The organism is Brachybacterium vulturis (assembly GCF_043641765.1).
GTDB classification, from domain to species: domain Bacteria; phylum Actinomycetota; class Actinomycetes; order Actinomycetales; family Dermabacteraceae; genus Brachybacterium; species Brachybacterium vulturis_A.
This window is the reverse complement of record NZ_JBHZRO010000003.1, coordinates 89,818-105,801: the sequence shown is the minus strand read 5'-3', so window position 1 is coordinate 105,801 and position 15,984 is coordinate 89,818. Positions and strand designations below refer to the sequence as shown.

10 protein-coding genes are annotated in these 15,984 nt (G+C 73.6%); 3 read left to right on the top strand and 7 right to left on the bottom strand.

Annotated features, from left to right (window positions below; translation table 11 throughout):
* Positions 1 to 43: 43 nt before the first annotated feature.
* The 3 genes from ACHUEU_RS03210 to ACHUEU_RS03200 are packed head-to-tail and all read right to left on the bottom strand — an operon-like array spanning position 44 to position 3,479.
* The gene (locus tag ACHUEU_RS03210; RefSeq protein ID WP_394214448.1) at positions 44 to 640 is read right to left on the bottom strand and encodes a DUF1003 domain-containing protein; all 597 of its coding nucleotides are present in this window, start codon (positions 638 to 640) and stop codon (positions 44 to 46) included.
* A gap of 2 nt (positions 641 to 642) precedes the next feature.
* Positions 643 to 1,992: a magnesium transporter MgtE N-terminal domain-containing protein gene (locus ACHUEU_RS03205; RefSeq protein WP_394214447.1), complete on the bottom strand. Its 1,350-nt coding sequence runs from the start codon at positions 1,990 to 1,992 to the stop codon at positions 643 to 645.
* Entirely contained in the window at positions 1,989 to 3,479 is a 1,491-nt protein-coding gene (locus ACHUEU_RS03200) for an aminopeptidase P family protein (RefSeq protein ID WP_394214586.1), read from the bottom strand. The genes ACHUEU_RS03205 and ACHUEU_RS03200 overlap by 4 nt, the downstream gene beginning before the upstream one ends.
* Positions 3,480 to 3,558: 79 nt before the next feature.
* On the opposite strand from ACHUEU_RS03200, the gene ACHUEU_RS03195 reads away from it, so the two are divergent.
* Positions 3,559 to 4,443: a PHP domain-containing protein gene (locus ACHUEU_RS03195; protein WP_394214446.1), complete on the top strand. Its 885-nt coding sequence runs from the start codon at positions 3,559 to 3,561 to the stop codon at positions 4,441 to 4,443.
* A gap of 215 nt (positions 4,444 to 4,658) precedes the next feature.
* Here ACHUEU_RS03195 and ACHUEU_RS03190 read toward each other — a convergent pair whose 3' ends face one another.
* The 4 genes from ACHUEU_RS03190 to ACHUEU_RS03175 form a co-directional block, all read right to left on the bottom strand.
* Positions 4,659 to 6,494 carry a DEAD/DEAH box helicase gene (locus ACHUEU_RS03190; protein ID WP_394214445.1) on the bottom strand — a complete coding sequence of 612 codons (1,836 nt, stop codon included), beginning with the start codon at positions 6,492 to 6,494 and terminating at the stop codon, positions 4,659 to 4,661.
* A gap of 113 nt (positions 6,495 to 6,607) precedes the next feature.
* Entirely contained in the window at positions 6,608 to 8,368 is a 1,761-nt protein-coding gene (locus ACHUEU_RS03185) for a metallophosphoesterase family protein (protein ID WP_394214444.1), read from the bottom strand.
* Between the two features lie 7 nt (positions 8,369 to 8,375).
* A complete protein-coding gene (locus ACHUEU_RS03180) occupies positions 8,376 to 8,597 on the bottom strand; it encodes a DUF3107 domain-containing protein (protein WP_394214443.1) in 222 nt (73 codons plus the stop codon).
* A 58-nt stretch (positions 8,598 to 8,655) separates the two neighbouring features.
* Complete coding sequence (locus tag ACHUEU_RS03175) at positions 8,656 to 9,318, bottom strand: TetR/AcrR family transcriptional regulator (protein ID WP_394214442.1); 663 nt, start codon at positions 9,316 to 9,318, stop codon at positions 8,656 to 8,658.
* A 144-nt stretch (positions 9,319 to 9,462) separates the two neighbouring features.
* Between ACHUEU_RS03175 and ACHUEU_RS03170 the strand changes: the two genes are divergently transcribed.
* Together ACHUEU_RS03170 and ACHUEU_RS03165 are read left to right on the top strand one after the other, a co-directional pair.
* Positions 9,463 to 12,666: a PD-(D/E)XK nuclease family protein gene (locus tag ACHUEU_RS03170; protein ID WP_394214441.1), complete on the top strand. Its 3,204-nt coding sequence runs from the start codon at positions 9,463 to 9,465 to the stop codon at positions 12,664 to 12,666.
* Entirely contained in the window at positions 12,663 to 15,977 is a 3,315-nt protein-coding gene (locus ACHUEU_RS03165) for a UvrD-helicase domain-containing protein (RefSeq protein ID WP_394214440.1), read from the top strand. The genes ACHUEU_RS03170 and ACHUEU_RS03165 overlap by 4 nt, the downstream gene beginning before the upstream one ends.
* Positions 15,978 to 15,984: the final 7 nt, after the last annotated feature.

Below are 15,984 nucleotides of genomic sequence, written 5' to 3'. Positions count from 1 at the left end.
TCGTTCCGCCCGGATGTGCTCGGTTCGGGGACGGACTGCGTGTTCACTGGCTGTTCTGCTCCTTCGACGACGGGGTGGTGGCATCGGTCGTGCGGCGGTCCAGCGCCGCCTCGACCTCCTCGCGCAGGAGGGCGCGCAGGGTCTCGACGTCCCGGGTCGGCGGCTCCTCGAGCTCCTCGACCAGATCGCGCAGTTCGCTGCGCACGAAGTCACGGGTGGCGACATCGTTCAGGGCCAGCCGCAGGGAGGCGATCTCCCGGGTGATGAAATCGGTGGTGGCGTGGTTGCGCTCGTTGGATTGGCGATCCTGCTCGACCTGCACGCGGTCACGGTCGTCCTGACGGTTCTGCGCCAGCAGCAGCAGGGGCGCGGCGTAGGAGGCCTGCAGGGAGAGGATCAGCGTCAGCAGGGTGAAGTTCAGGGCGCGCGGATCGAACTGCGCGGACTCCGGGGCCAGCGAGTTCCAGGTCAGCCAGACCGCGCAGAACAGGGTCATCCCGACCAGGAAGGCCGGGGTGCCCATCATCCGCGCGAAGCCCTCGGCGGCGCGCCCGAAGGCGTCGCCGCGGAAAGGGTTGCGCAGCAGCGGACCCCTGCCCGGCGAGGGGTCGTCGAGCGGGCTGTGAATGTGCTCTGCCATGCTCATCCCCTCGTCGCACCGGGCGGGGCGGGATCCTCGGCGTCCCGGGCCGTGGCCCGGGCGATCTCGGACAGATCGATCTGGCCGGTCGCCGGCGGCGGCTCGTCCTGCTCACGCCAGTCATCGGGCAGCACGTGGTCCAGCACGTCGTCGACGGTCACCGCACCCAGCAGGCGACCGTCCCCGTCGATCACGGGGATCGAGACCAGGTTGTAGGTGGCCATCTCCCGGGTGACGGTGGACAGCGGCACGGTCGGCGCGACCGCGGCCGTGTCCGCCTCGAGGATCTCGCCGACGGGCCGGTCGGGACGCTCTCGCAGCAGCTGCTGGAAGTGGACGATGCCCAGCAGCTTCCCGGTCGGGGTCTCGAGCGGGGAGCGGCACACGTGCACCGTGGAGGCGAGGGCGGCATGGATCGCCTCCCGGCTGATCATCGCCAGGCAGTGCGCCACCGGGGTCTCCGGCGCCACGATCAGCGGCTCGGTGGTCATCATGCCGCCGGCGGTGTACTCGTCGTAGGCGAGCAGGCGGCGCACGTCCTCCGCCTCCTCGGGCTCCATCAGGCTGAGCAGATGGGCGGCGACGGACTCCGGGAGCTCCTGGACCAGGTCGGCGGCGTCGTCGGGGTCCATGGCGTCGAGGATGTCGGCGGCGCGGGTGGCGTCCAGCCCGGTGACCACCTCGACCCGGATGTCCTCGGGCAGCTCCTCGAGCACATCGGCGAGGCGTTCGTCGGCGAGCTCGCCGGCGAGCTCGATGCGGCGCTTGGGCTCCAGCTCCTGGATGATCTCCGCGAGATCCGCCGGATTCAGGTCCTGGTAGGAGGCCGCCAGCAGATGCGCGGACTGCTCGGCCTGCGTGCCGTACAGCCCGGAGACCTCGGTCAGCTCGACGGTGAGGGTCTCCCCGCGGGAGACCAGGCGGCTCAGCGACCCGCCCCGGCGCTGTCGGCGCAGATGCAGCCGGGAGACGTTCCAGTCCCGATGGCGGTCCTGGTCCAGGGCGATGTCCAGCACGGTCGCCTCCCCGGTGCCGTCATCGAGGGTGACTGCGCGGTCCAGCAGGTCGCCGATCACCAGCAGCTCGCCGGTGCGCTTCTCGAAGCGGCGCACGTTCAGCACCCCGGTGGAGATCACCTGTCCCGGGGAGATCGAGGTCACCCGGGTGATGGGGAGGAACACGCGGCGCTTCCCCCCGACCTCCACCACCAGGCCGACAGCCCGGGCGCTGTTGCGGGTCTGCGGCACGACCACCACGTCACGGACCGTCGCCACCGCGTCTCCGATCGGGTCGAAGACGGCGGTGCCGGCCAGCCGTGCCGCGTAGAAGCGCGGCCGCGCTCTGGTGCTCACCGCTGCAGCTCGGAGATCCAGCGCTCGACGTCCTCCGCCCGGCGCGGTGCGGCGGCCGAGAGGTTCTCGACACCGTCGGCCGTCACCAGCACGTCGTCCTCGATGCGCACGCCGATGCCGCGCAGCTCCTCCGGCACCAGCAGATCGTTCTCCTTGAAGTAGAGCCCGGGCTCGATGGTGAAGATCATCCCCGGCTCCAGCTCCGCGTCGAGGTACATCTCGCGGCGGGCCTGGGCGCAGTCGTGGACGTCCAGGCCCAGGTGGTGGCTGGTGCCGTGGGGCATCCAGCGGCGATGCCACTGGCCCTCGGCGGCCAGGGACTCCTCGGCGGTGCCGGGCAGCAGGCCCCACTCCTGGAGGCGGTGGGCGAGCACGTCCATCGCGGCGGCGTGCAGCTCACGGAAGCGCAGGCCGGGCCGGGCCACCGCGAAGGCGGCATCGGAGGCCTCGAGCACCGCGTCGTAGATCCTCCGCTGGGCGGGGGAGAAGGTGCCGGAGACCGGCAGGGTGCGGGTGACGTCGGCGGTGTACAGCGAATCGACCTCGACACCGGCGTCGATCAGCACCAGCTCGTCCGCCGTGACCTCGCCGTTGTTGCGGGTCCAGTGCAGGGTGCAGGCATGGTCGCCGGCGGCCGCGATGGTGTCGTACCCGACGCCGTTCCCGGCGGCCCGCGCGGTCGCCGCGAAGACACCCTCGATGACCCGCTCGCCGCGAGGATGGCCGATGGCGCTCGGCAGATGCCGGATGACGTCCTCGAAGCCGCGCAGGGTCGCGTCCACGGCCTTGCGCATCTCGCGGATCTCGTAGGCATCCTTGACCAGACGCTGCTCGCTCGCGGCCTCCTTCAGGGCGGCGCTCTCCGCTGCGGCCTCGTCCCCGCCGGGCAGGCCGTTCTGTGCGCGGATCTCCTCGACCATCGCTTCGACGGACGCGTCCACGCTCGGCATCACGGTCAGCGACAGCTGGGCGCCGACGTCCTTGGCGAGGTGGTCGCGCAGCTCGTCGATGTGGCGCACCTCGATGCCCAGTCGCTGGGCGGCCTCGGGGACGGTGGGCCGGCGCCCCACCCACATCTCGCCGTAGCGAGCGTCGGCATAGAACTCGCTGGTGTCGAACCCGGCGCGGGGACGGAAGAAGTACGTCGCCTCGGAGACCGTCGGGTCCTCGGTCGAGGGCTCGACGACGAGCACGCTGTCGGGCTCCTCATCGGTGCCCAGCCCTGAGTAGTACGCGAAGGCAGAATCCGGGCGGAAGGGGTAGTCGGTGTCGTTGGAGCGGACCTTCAGCACGCCCGCCGGCAGCACCAGTCGAGTCCCGGTCAGACGGCGCACCAGCGCATCGCGACGGTCCGGGGTGAAGTCCGCGGACTCGCGGCGCTCGGCATCGGGGACGGTCTCGTCCCAGCCGGAGGAGATGAACTCGCGGAAGGCGTCGTTGCTGGGGCGCTGCGAGCGGGAGTCGCCGCGGGAGGCGAGATCCTTCATCCGTTCGCTGCTGCCGGTGGTGGTGCTGTGCTCGGTGCTCACCCCCCGATGGTCTCATGACGCGGTCTACCCTGGGCGTATGAGTGAGAGGACTGACGCCGGCGCCGCCCAGCGGATCGACCTGCATGCGCACAGCTCGTGGTCCGACGGGACGACCGCGGTGCAGGAGCTGTTCGCCCAGGCCGCCGCGGCGGGCATCGACGTGCTGGCGCTGACCGACCACGACACCGTCGCGGGCTGGTCGGAGCTCCCCGCGGCGGTCGCCGCGAGCGGGGTCGCGGCCGTGCCCGGCATCGAGGTCTCGAGCGAGGACGACCACCGCAGCGTGCACCTGCTCGCACTGCTGGTGGATCCCTCACCGGACACGGCGCTGGCCGCCGAGATGGCCAGCGCCCGCAGCTCGCGGATCGAGCGCGCGCGGCGCATGGTGGAGCTGATCTCGGCCGACCACCCGGTCTGCTGGGCGGACGTGGAGGCGCAGGTCGCGGGGGAGAGCACGGTGATCGGTCGTCCGCACATCGCGGATGCCCTGGTCGTGGAGGGGGTGGTACCGGACCGCTCAGCGGCCTTCACCGAGATCCTGCGTCCTTCGGGCCCGTACTACGTCCCCTACTACGCTCCCTCACCGCTGTCCGCGGTGCGCGCGATCCGGGAGGCCGGGGGCGTCTCGGTCCTCGCCCACCCCGGCTCGGTCACCCGGGACGATGATCTGCCGCTGACTCTGCTGGAGATGCTGGTCGCGGCGGGTCTCGACGGCATCGAGGTCGATCACCGCGAGCACGGGGAGGTCGAGCGGACCCGGCTGCGGGATTTTGCACGCAGCCATGACCTGCTGATCACCGGCGGCAGCGACTTCCACGGCACCGGCAAGGAGAACCGGCTGGCGGAGAACCTCACCGCCCCGGAGGTGCTGGAGGAGATCGCCGCCCGGGCCACCAGCGGCACCCGGATCCTCCGGCCCTGATCGGGTGCGCCGTGCCTGACCGGGTGCTCCGCCCGGCCCCAGCGCAGCAGGATGCCATCCACGGGCGCGCTCTCAGCATGCGCCCCCGTATACAGGTGCGGATGCTGGCTGAGCGCCACTGGAGGCAACGCACTGGCGGCCCGTGCCCCGGAGACCGGGACACGAGCCGCTGAACTGTGCCGTGGGACGGGCTGCGCCGCGGCGCAGCCCGTCGGTCAGCTCTCCTGCGGAGCAGAGCCCGGGCCGGCGGCTCCACCGGAGCGGCCGCGGCCGCCGCGGGAGCGGCGCCGCCGGGGGCGGCCCTCGTCCGAGGAGTCCTCGCGCCGCGGCTCGGACTGCGACGACTGCGACGTGCTCCGGGAGGCGCTCTGCGTCTCGCTCTGCGGAGCGTCGGTGACCTCACCGTGGACCCGACGGGTGCGGGAGCGGGACCGACTGCGGCGGGGACGCTCGCCCGAGCTCTCCTCGCTGCCGGTGCGGGCGGCGGGACCGGGGCTCGTGGCGCCGTCCTGACGGCCCCCGTCGCGACCGCGGGGGGAGTCGTCGCGGGACCGGTCACGGCCGCTTCCACGACCGCCGCTGTCACGGCCGCCGCGGCCCTCGCGTCCGCCGCCGCGGCTCCGGCCGCCGCGTTCACCGCGGCCGCCGTCACGGCTGCTGCGGCCGGTCTCCCGGCCGCCGCGGGCACCGTCGGGACCGCCCAGGTCCTCGAGCTCCTCGGCCTCCAGGCCCTCGCGGGTGCGGGCGCCCTTGGGGAGCGTGCCCTTGGCCCCCGCGGGGATGTCGAGGTCGGCGAACAGGTGCTCGGAGGTCGAGTAGGTCTCCCGGGCCTCGGTGGACTCCAGTCCCAGCTGGCGGGCGATGAGCGCCCAGCGCGCCAGGTCCTCCCAGTCCACGAACGTGACCGCCGTGCCCTTCTTGCCCGCGCGGCCGGTGCGGCCGGTGCGGTGCAGATACGTCTTGTCGTCGTCGGGGCAGTTCCAGTTCACGACGTGGGTGACGTCGGTGACGTCGATGCCGCGGGCCGCGACGTCGGTCGCCACCAGCACGTCGATCTTCCCGTTGCGGAAGGCCCGCAGCGCCTGCTCACGGGCGCCCTGGCCGAGGTCGCCGTGCAGCGGAGCCGCGGCGAAGCCGCGATCGGCCAGATCACCGGCGACGCGGTCCGCCTGCCGCTTGGTGCGCATGAAGATGATCGACAGACCACGGCCGCGAGCCTGCAGGATGCGGGCCATCACCTCGATCTTGTCGAGCTGATGGGCGCGGTAGACGACCTGCTTGATGTCCGCCTTGGTGCGGGCACCGTCGTTCGGGTCGTGGGCGCGGATGTGCGTGGGCTGCTTCATGAAGCGGCGGGCCAGCGCCATGATCGGGCCGGGCATGGTGGCGGAGAACAGCATCGTCTGTCGATCCTCCGGCACCGCCTGCAGCAGCTTCTCGATGTCCTCGAGGAAGCCCAGATCGAGCATCTCGTCGGCCTCGTCGAGCACGGCGGTGCGCACCTGGGACAGATCCAGGTACTTCTGGCGCATCAGGTCGATGAGCCGGCCCGGGGTGCCGACCACCACCTCGACGCCCTTCTCGAGCGCCTCGATCTGCGGCTCGTAGGCGCGGCCGCCGTAGACGGTGAGGATGCGGATCGGGCGCTTCGCCGACGCGGTCTCCAGATCGTGGGCGACCTGGACGGCGAGCTCACGCGTGGGCAGCACCACCAGTGCCTGCGGGCTGCCGAGCGGGCGGTCCTTCGGGTTCGGTTCGCCCGGTGCGACGGAGTTCTGCAGCAGGGGGATGCCGAAGCCGAGCGTCTTGCCGGTGCCGGTCTTGGCCTGGCCGATGATGTCGCGGCCGCGCAGAGCGATCGGCAGGGTCATCGACTGGATCGGGAAAGGGGTGGTGATGCCCTTGGCGGCCAGGGCCTCGACGATGTCCGTGCGGACATCGAAATCAGCGAAGCTCTGGACCTGTTCGGGCTGTGCGGAGGTGCCGGAGCTCTGCTCGACGGCGGGGGAGGCCGACACGGCCTCGTCGGTGTGCGGGGTGGATTCAGGCACCGTTCAACTCTCTGATCATGGATAAGCACAGCCATCGTAGCCCCCGCGCCCGTCGCAGGACTGCCGGACGGTGCAGAAGGTGACATCGGTCCGGCCGGGCAGGCGCCGGAGGCTCAGCCGACGCCGCCGTCGCTGCCCGCGGGGATCGGCTCGCGGGTCTCCGGCAACGGGCTGACGGGATCGGTGGGGGTGACGCGGTCCTCATCCGGCAGGCCCTCGCCGGGCTCGACCTCCTGCTCCGGCGGGATCGTTCCCTCCGGGGTCTCGGCATCCTCGGGGACCTCGAGCTCCGGGACCTCATCGGGCATCTGCGTGCGCTCGATCGAGACCGACACCAGGCCGAGACCGCCCATGACGATGTCGTCGTAGGCGACCAGACGGCGGGTGTCCTGGTCGAAGTAGAGCATCCGTGCCGTGAGGTCCAGCGGGTCCTCGCCCTTCAGCACCGGGGAGATCCCGCCCGAGGCGAGCGCCCCGCCCGTGGAACCGACGATCATCCAGTCCGTGCCGGAGCCTTCGCGATCGAGCTCGACCTCCGAGGTGTGCATGTGCCCGGACAGCACCAGCGGGGCCCGCCCGAGCAGCCCCTCGGGCTGGGTCGGGTCGTGGAACAGGGCGACGTCGACCGGCTCCTCGGGATGGGCTGCGTCGTACGCCTCGATGGTGTCGCCCAGCTGGAAGGCGCTGGCGTCGACGGCCGCGTCGCCCTCGCGCCAGCCGCCCGCGTCCGAGTCGTCGTCGGCCGCGAAGCGCGGGTCGCCGATACCGGCGATCCGCAGCCCCGCGACCTCGACCACCTCGTTGTCGACCACGGTGGCGTTGGGCTGGGCCTCGATCATGGCCGCGGCGGCGGCGCCGTCATGATTGCCGCCGACGTAGACATAGGGGACGTCGAGCGTGCCGATGCGGCGCAGCAGCTCGTTCTCCAGCGGCGTGCCCCAGGAGACGATGTCGCCGGTGTCGACGACCGCATCGATCGCGAACTGCGTGTGCAGCTGGTCGATGACGTCGTAGGCCTGCGGGTTGTCGTGGATGTCCGAGACGTGCAGGACCGTGATGACGTTCTCCTGGTCCAGCCCCACCGGCAAGGAGTCCGCGGCGATGTACAGCGCCGAGACCTGGCCCACGAACTCGGCGAGTGTGTCGCGATAGCTGCTGTAGTCGATGGCCGTCCCATGGCCGAGGTCCGCGATGTACGCGGCCTGGGAGAGCAGCCCCTCGAACTTCGGCTGGTCCAGGGAGGCGGGGGAGAAGGTCACGGAGGTGGTGGCCACCGAGGCGCCCACCACGGCGACCGCGCCGCCGCCGGCGAGCAGCGCGCGCCGTACCCGACGGAACGTCAGGCCGACGGCGAGACCGGCACCGGCGGCGGCGAACAGGGCGTTCAGCGCGGCGTTCTTCGCCGCGGCGCTCGCCAGGGTCTCCGGCGCGGTCCGCTGCAGCTCGGCGAAGCCGGAGTCCGCGTAGAACAGCGCCTCCGCCTGCTCGACGTCGACGCTCTTGACCCGGGCCTCGATGCGCACCGGCGCGGTGTGCGAGTCGAAGGCGACCTCGCCCACCGGCGGGAGCAGCAGCACGGTCTGGGAGGACAGGGAGGGGCGGAGGTGGACGCTCGCGGTCAGCGGGCCCACCTCGACCGTCGTCGCGGGGACCAGCAGCAGGCCCACGATCGCCCCCAGCACCGCCACCACGGCCGTGGTGGTGACGTGCAGCCATCGCAGGCGACGCTGCCGGAGCCGACGCCGGAGGCGCCGGTGCCGGGTGGGAGAGTCCTGGACCGTCGAATCGTGGACCGCCGCGCGGTCGCTCTCCGCCGCGCCGCCCTCCGGCGGCGGGGCGGCATCCTGCGGCGAGCGGCCCTCGTGCGAGGTCACCGGGGTCTCAGCCGAGGAAGCCGACGCGTCGAGGCTCCTCGGTGGAGACCTCGACGTAGGCGACCTTCGCACCGGGGACCAGCACGGTGCGGCCCTTGTCATCGACCAGAGCGACCGGGGAGCCGTCGGCCATCGCGCCGCTCAGCCGCTCGATCAGCGCCTCGGACTTCTCCTCGGACTCGATCACGATCTCGCGAGGGGAGTGCTGGATGCCGATACGGATCTCCATGACCTGACCTTTCCTCCGCCCCGGGGGCGGGGACGTTCTTTGCAGTGCTCCGGGGAGTCTACGCGTCCCCGGCCGGGGCGGAGACGTCGTCCGCCGCCAGCACAACGCCGGAGATCCGGGCGTTCTCCCGCGGCGCGAAGCCGGTCAGGCCGTGCACGACCGTGGTGGTCATGGTGTCGAGGATCGACTCGCGCTCCGCCTCGTCCGCGGCGCCCTGGAGCAGCTGCGCAGTGGTCTGGGTGACGGCGATGACCCCTCGGCCGAGGATCCGGGACTCCTCGGCGCTGATGTGCCGCGAGGCGGTCAGCACCCCGGCCAGTTCGATCGCCATCCGGTCCAGGACCGTCACCACCTTCTGCTGCACGAGCTCGGAGATCAGCTCGTGACCGGTGAACAGCCGCAGGGAGTTGTCCAGCGCCACGAATTCGTAGAAGCGGTGGAGGCCCGCACGCACGCGGGTCATCGTGTCCCCCGCGCCCTCGCCGATCGTGCGGACCTCGTCGATCATCGAGGTCGCGATGACGTCGAGCACCTCGACGTAGAGCTTCTCCTTGGAATCGAAATGCTGGTACAGCACGGGCTTGGTGACACCGGCGGCAGCGGCGATGTCGTCCATGGAGGTGGCCTGGAAGCCCTTCTCGGTGAACACCCGGATGGCGAGCTCGAGCAGCTGCGCCCGGCGCTGTGCCCGCGGCATCCTGGCCGTGGATGGGATGGACATGGCGTCAGCCTCCGAATCCGATCGCAGCGTGAGGAGAGCACTGCGGGGCAGAAGTCAGGATCCTCGTGATCCCGGACACTCTACCGCCGCGGCCCGCCGGAGCCGAGGCCAGCAGATGTCGGTGCGGTGGGGTGGAATAGGGGGATGCGAGGGACGGGCACGACCACGGGCGAGGGGATCCGTCTGCTCGGACCCGATCTCGCGGCGCTGCCCGCCCTGCATCGTGCGGAGGACCTCGATGACGCTCAGCGCACCGCCCTGGACCGTTTCCTCACCGGCAGCGATGTCATCGTCCACGGCGGGCCCGGCAGCGGCCGCACCGCGCTCGCCCTGACCGCGGCCGAGGCGTCCGGGGAGGGCACGCTGCTGCTGGCTCCGCGGCGCGCCGCGGCCGGACGTCTGCGCGACGCCCTCGCCGTGCACGGCACGGGCGAGGTGCGCGCCATGACCCCGCCGGCCCTCGGGCACGCGATCGCGCGCGCCGACGCACTGCGCCGCGGCCTGGGTGCGCCGACCCTGGTCACCGGCGCCGAGCAGGACGCACTGCTCGCCGAGCTGATCGCGCAGCGCGAGCGCTGGCACCTGGAGATCGACCCCGGTGCCCGCCTGCTGCCGAGCTTCCGCACCGAGCTGCGGGACCTGATCACGCGAGCGGCGGAGCTCGGACTGGGCCCCACCGAGCTCGAAGCGTTCGGGCGCGCACACGACAGGCCCGCCTGGCTCGACGCCGCCGCCCTGCTGCGGGACTACCTCGGGGTGCTCGACCTCGAGGCCTCCGCCGCCCTGGATGCCGGGCCGCGTCTGGACTCCGGCGCCCTCGTGCGCCGGGCCGCGGATCTGCTCGCCGACCCGGCCACGCCCCCACGCTTCCGCGCCGTCGTGGTCGACGACGCCCAGGACCTCACCGCCGCCGGCGTCGACCTGGTCCTCGCGCTCGCCGCCACCGGTGCCCGGGTGCTGGTGTGCAGCTGCCCCGACGCCGCGGTGGACACCTTCCGCGGCGCCCTGCCCGACGCCGCCGACCGCCTGCGCGAGGCCCTCCCGCGCTCTGCCGATAGCATCGTGCTGACCGGAGCGCATGCGCAGGTCGAGGGCCTCACCGCCGCGGTCGATGCGCTGCGGGGACGGCTGCCCCTGGCGGGCGCCCCCGCGGAGGTGCGCCGCCCCCGGGCCGCACGCCAAGGCGCGCTGGTGGCGTTGCGGGCCCAGGACCCGCTGGACGAGGCGCGGCTGATCGGCTCCGCCCTGCGCGACCTCCACCACCGCGAGGAGGTCGACTACGACCAGATGGCGGTGGTGTGCCGCTCCGGTGCCGCGGTCGCCGATCTCGCCGACCTGCTCGCCCGCACCGGCCTGCCGGTGCGGATCCCGCACCGTCCCCAGCCGCTGCGCGAGGTGCCCGCGATCGCCGATCTGCTGACGATCCTCGAGATCGGGCTGGCCCCGCCGGCCGCACCGCTCGATGCCCGGGCCGCCATCGAGCTCCTCCGCGGTCCCTTCGGCGACGCCGACACCCTCCGCCTGCGCCGCATCCGCCGCCTGCTGCTGAGCGCCCACCGCGCCGCCGAGCCCGACAGCGGGACCAGCAGCGAGCAGCTGCTGGCCCGGGCGCTGGTCGAACCGGAGGTGCCGGGACTGCCTGCGGCCGATGCCCGGGACCGCGCCGCCGCGCCCGTGCACCGGATACGGGAGATGATCGCCGCGGTGCGCGAGCACCGGGAGGCCGACGCACAGCTGGTGCTCTGGCAGGCCTGGGACGCCTCGGGACTGGCAGCGGGCTGGCGACGCGCCGCCCTGGGGGCCGCCGGAGATGTGGACGGCGCCCGCTCGCGCCTCGCCGCGTCCCGGCTCGACGCGCTGCTGGAGCTGTTCGCCGCCGCGGAACGCCTGACGGATCGTCGGCCCGGGGCCGGCGCCCTGGATCTCGTCGAGCAGGTCCGCTCCCAAGCAGTGGTCGAGGACACTCTGGCACCGGCCGCCGCCGCTCGCGGCCGCATCGCCGTGCTCACCCCCGCGCAGCTCGCCGGAGACCACCGCGACACCGTGGTCCTCGCCCGCCTCCAGGAGGGGGCCTGGCCGGATCTGCGGCTGCGCTCGACGCTGTTCGGCGCCGCCGAGCTGTCCCTGCGGGCCGGGGCCCGGCGCGGTGCGGAGCTCCCGCCCGAGCCGGATGCCCTGCGCGCCCTCCAGCGCGAGCAGGTGATCGCCGACGAGCTGCGCCTGGCCGTCAGCGCTCTCGCCCGTGCCCGGCACCGCGTGCTGGTCACCGCGGTCCAGGACGAGCAGAGCGCGCCCTCCGCCCTCTTCGACGCGTTCGCCGAGCTGGCCACCCTCGCCGAGCCCGGGGACCCTCCTGCCGAGCCCTGGATCACTCTGGAGGCCCTGCGCCGGGACCCCGGCCCCGCCCCGGACGCCCGCCGCCTGGTCGCGGCGCTGCGCCGGCGGCTGCGCGAGGAGGATCCCACCGGTGCCCGGGACGCCGCCCTGGCCCTGGAGGCGCTCGCCCGGGCCGGCGCCCCCGGCACGGATCCAGCCCGCTGGTACCACCAGGAGCCCAGCTCCACCGCGCCCCTGCACGAGGTGGACACCCCGATCCGGCTCTCCCCCTCGGCGCTGGAACGGGCCGTGGACTGCCCCCAGTCCTGGCTGATGGAGCGCGCAGGCGGCACCCGCAGCGGCGGGCCCGCCCAGCTCATCGGCACCGCTCTGCACCACCTCGCCCAGGTCCATCCGAGCGGCCCGCCCGGCGGCGAACAGGACCTGCTGGAGGAGCTGCACACCCTGCTGCGCACCGTGCCCGGCACCGAGACCTGGTCCGGCCGGCGCCGCGTGCGCCGCGCCGAGGACGCCGCCCGACTGCTCTCCGAATATCTGCGCAGCGCCGGGGAGCCGCTCGCCGTCGAAGCCCCCTTCGAGGTGACGCTGGGGAGGGTGCAGCTGCGCGGCAGCATCGACCGCATCGAGGGCGATACCACCGGGCTGCGGGTGGTGGACCTCAAGTCCGGCCGCGTCGCCAAATCCGCCGCGAAGGCCGAGGAGGACCTGCAGCTGGCCGCCTACCAGGCCGCGGTGCGCGAGGGCGCCCTCACCGAGCAGCTGGGACCGGATGCCCCCGACCGGCTGAACGGCGCCGAGCTGGTCTTCATCGGCACCGGGGGGAAGAAGGCCGCGGTGCGCACCCAGGGAGCCCTCACCCGGGCGGAGGACTCGGACTGGTTCGACGATCTCGTCCAGCAGGTCTCCCGCGAGGTCTCCGGTGATCAGGTCACTGCACGCGTCAACGCCCACTGCACGCACTGCGCCGTGCGCAGCAGCTGCCCCCTGCAGCCCGAAGGAGACCAGCTGTGAGCCCCCGCCCCACCCCTCCGGGCCCCATCGCGGCCCGTCCCGCAGAGCGGCCTGCCCACTCGGCCGACTCTCTCGCCGCCCTGCTCGAGCAGCCCCCGCCCACTGCGGAGCAGGTGGCCGTCATCGAGGCGCCCCTGGCCCCGATGCTGGTGGTCGCCGGGGCGGGGTCCGGCAAGACCGAGACCATGGCCTCCCGCGTGGTGTGGCTGATCGCCAACGGCATCGTCGAGCCCCGCCAGGTGCTGGGCCTGACCTTCACCCGCAAGGCCGCCCACGAGCTCGGCGAGCGGATCGGCGCGCGCCTGGGCACCCTCGCCGCCGCGCTGCGGGCCGAGGGCCTGCCCCTGCCGCGCGGCCTCGAGCGTGGGGGTGATGACCTGGTGGGGCAGCGGCCCCTGGTCCACACCTACAACGGCTTCGCCCTGGACCTGGTGCGGGAGCATGCGCTCGCCGTCGGCATCGACCCCGAGCTGACGATGATGTCCACCTCCGCCTCCTGGCAGCTCGCCCACGAGATCGTCGAGGGCTGGGACGACTCCCTGGACCTGGAGGCGTCCCCGGCGACCCTCACCGCCGCCCTGCTCTCCCTCTCCTCATCGCTGGCCGACCACCTCGTCGCCCCGGACCGGCTGGCCGCGCACCTGCGCGAGATTCGCGACCACCTCTCCCAGATCCCGCTGCAGGTCGAGGGGAAGCGCCGCACCACCCCCAAGGAGGTCGCGAAGGTGCTCGGCGCGCTCGACTCACGGCTCGCGCTGCTGCCGCTGCTGGAACGGTTCGCCGAGATCCGCACCGAGTCCTCCGCCCTGGACTTCGCGGACCAGGTCTCCCTCGCCGCCCGGGTGGCGCGCGAGGTGCCCGCCGCGGGCTCCCTGGCCCGTCGCATGCACCGGGTGGTGCTGCTGGACGAGTTCCAGGACACCTCCGTCGCCCAGCTGCAGATGCTCACCGACCTCTTCGGCCCCGGCCACGCCGCCTGCGCCGTCGGCGACCCGCAGCAGGCGATCTACGGCTGGCGCGGGGCCTCGGCCGCCTCCCTCGCCGGCTTCGCCGCGGCCTTCGCCACCGAGGAGCAGAGCGTCCTGCAGCGCACCCTGTCCACCTCCTGGCGCAACGACCAGGCGGTCCTCGCCGTCGCGAACCGACTCGCCGGCCCGCTGCGCAGCGCCGACTCCGAGGTGACCATTCCCGAGCTGCAGCCCCGACCCGGGGCGGGGGAGGGCGCCTGCGAGATCGTCGAGGCCGCCGACGAGCGCACCGAGGCGCTCGCGATCGGCCGCTGGGTCCGCGCCCGCCGCGCGGAGCAGGAGGAGGACGCTGCGCCGGCCTCGGCCGCCGTGCTGGTGCGGGCCCGCCGGCAGATCCCCGCGCTGGTCGAGGGGCTCGAGGCGAGCGGTCTCACGGTCGCAGTGGTGGGGCTCGGCGGGCTCCTGCACCGCCCCGAGGTGGCGGATGTCCGCGCGCTGCTGGAGTGCGCCCACGACCCCGGCCGCGGTGACGCCCTGATGCGCCTGCTGACCGGACCCCGACTCCGTCTCGGGGCCCGGGACCTCGCGGTGCTGGGCCGCTGGCGCGACCGGATGGCCTCCCGGCTGCGCCGGGAGGGGGAGACGCCGGGCGGTCAGGACGAGGCCGAGACGGTCTCGCTGGTCGACGCGGTCGACGACCTCCCGCCCGCGGACTGGACCGATCCCTCCGGCCGCGGACTGTCCGCCACCGGCCGGCAGCGGCTGGCGCAGGTCCAGCAGATCCTGCGGGAGCTGCGCCGCCTGCTGCCGCTGCCGCTGCCGGACCTGGTCACCGCCGCGACCCGGCTGCTGGAGGTGGACCTCGCGCTGCTCGAGCAGGAACCGGACTCCCGGGCGCTCGCCGACCTCGAGGCCTTCCGCGACCATGCCGCAGCCTTCGACCGCACCGCCCGCCGCGGCGGGCTCGGCGCCTACCTCGACCTGCTCGAGATCAGCGAGGACGAGGAGGCCGGGCTCGCCGTCACCGCGGTTCCCGAGGCCTCCCTCGATCCCGCCGCGGTCACGATCGTCACCCTGCACTCGGCCAAGGGCCTGGAATGGGATCTGGTCGCGGTCGCCGGTCTCACCGAGGGCAGCGTCCCCTCCTACGACCTGCGCCGGGCGAAGACCGACGAGTCCGGACGGGTGCGGGTCCCGGCCGACGGCTGGCTCGGCAAGCTCGCCTCCGCCGCGGTCCCCACCGCCCTGCGCGGCGACGCGGAGACCCTGCCGGAGCTGGCCTGGGCCGAAGCCGACACGCAGGTCGATGCCGAGTCCCTGATCCAGGAGTACCGCTTCGCCCAGGGGGAAGAGTCGCTGCGGGAGGACCGCCGGCTGATGTACGTCGCAGTGACCCGGGCCCGCAGCCGCCTGCTGCTGACCTCCGCCGCCTGGCGCAGCGGGCTGGCCTCCGCCCGGCCCCGCTCCCGCTATCTCGCCGAGGTCACCGAGCTGGTGCCCGAAGCGTTCCGCACCGTGCAGGAGGTCCCCGAGCACAACCCGCTGGAGAGCGAGCGTCCCCAGGCGTCCTGGCCCCCGGCCCCGGGGGAGAGCGAGCAGGCCCGGGCCCGGGCGGCGGAGCTGCTCGCCGCCGTCGCCGGACAGGAGGGGGAGCCGGCGGATCCCGAGCTCGCGGAGCTGGTGCGGCGCGCGGTCGTGGACCTCGAGCAGCAGGCCGCCCCGCCCGTGGTCCACTCCCCGCCGCGGTTGTCGGCGTCCCAAGTGGTCCACCAGGCCCGCAGCCCCCGGGATGCGGCACTGGAGCTGCTGCGCCCGCTGCCCCGCCAGCCCTCCGCGGCCGCCGCGCGGGGCACCGCCTTCCACGCCTGGCTGGAGTCCCGCTACGACAGCGCGACCCTGCTGGACCTCGAGGACTTGCTGGACCTCGAGGACACGGACGGGACGGCCGTCGCCGGGCTCGACGACCGCGCCCTGCGCGAGGCCTTCGCCGCCTCGCAGTGGGCCGAGCGCTCCCCGCTCGCGGTCGAGCAGCCCGTCCACACCCGGATCGGGAAGATCGCGGTGCGCGGCGTCATCGACGCGGTCTTCGCCGATCCCGAGGGCACGGACGGCAGCGAGGGCGTGATGATCGTGGACTGGAAGACCGGCCGGGTGCCCCGACCCGCCCCGCTGCGGCAGCGCGCCCTGCAGCTCTCGCTGTACCGGCTGGCCTGGCACGAGCGCACCGGCCTGCCGCTGTCGCGCATCCGCACCGCCTTCCACTTCGTGGCCGACGGGGTCACCCACGAGGTGCGCCGCCATCCCTCGCGCGAGTCGATCGCACAGCAGCTGGCGGCGGAGTGAGGGGAGG

Coding starts and splice junctions, on each gene's coding strand:
- ACHUEU_RS03210 (WP_394214448.1), bottom strand. CDS start 640: ATGGCAGAGCACATTCACAGCCCGCTCGACGACCCCTCGCCGGGCAGG.
- ACHUEU_RS03200 (WP_394214586.1), bottom strand. CDS start 3,479: ATGAAGGATCTCGCCTCCCGCGGCGACTCCCGCTCGCAGCGCCCCAGC.
- ACHUEU_RS03195 (WP_394214446.1), top strand. CDS start 3,559: ATGAGTGAGAGGACTGACGCCGGCGCCGCCCAGCGGATCGACCTGCAT.
- ACHUEU_RS03180 (WP_394214443.1), bottom strand. CDS start 8,597: ATGGAGATCCGTATCGGCATCCAGCACTCCCCTCGCGAGATCGTGATC.
- ACHUEU_RS03175 (WP_394214442.1), bottom strand. CDS start 9,318: ATGTCCATCCCATCCACGGCCAGGATGCCGCGGGCACAGCGCCGGGCG.
- ACHUEU_RS03170 (WP_394214441.1), top strand. CDS start 9,463: ATGCGAGGGACGGGCACGACCACGGGCGAGGGGATCCGTCTGCTCGGA.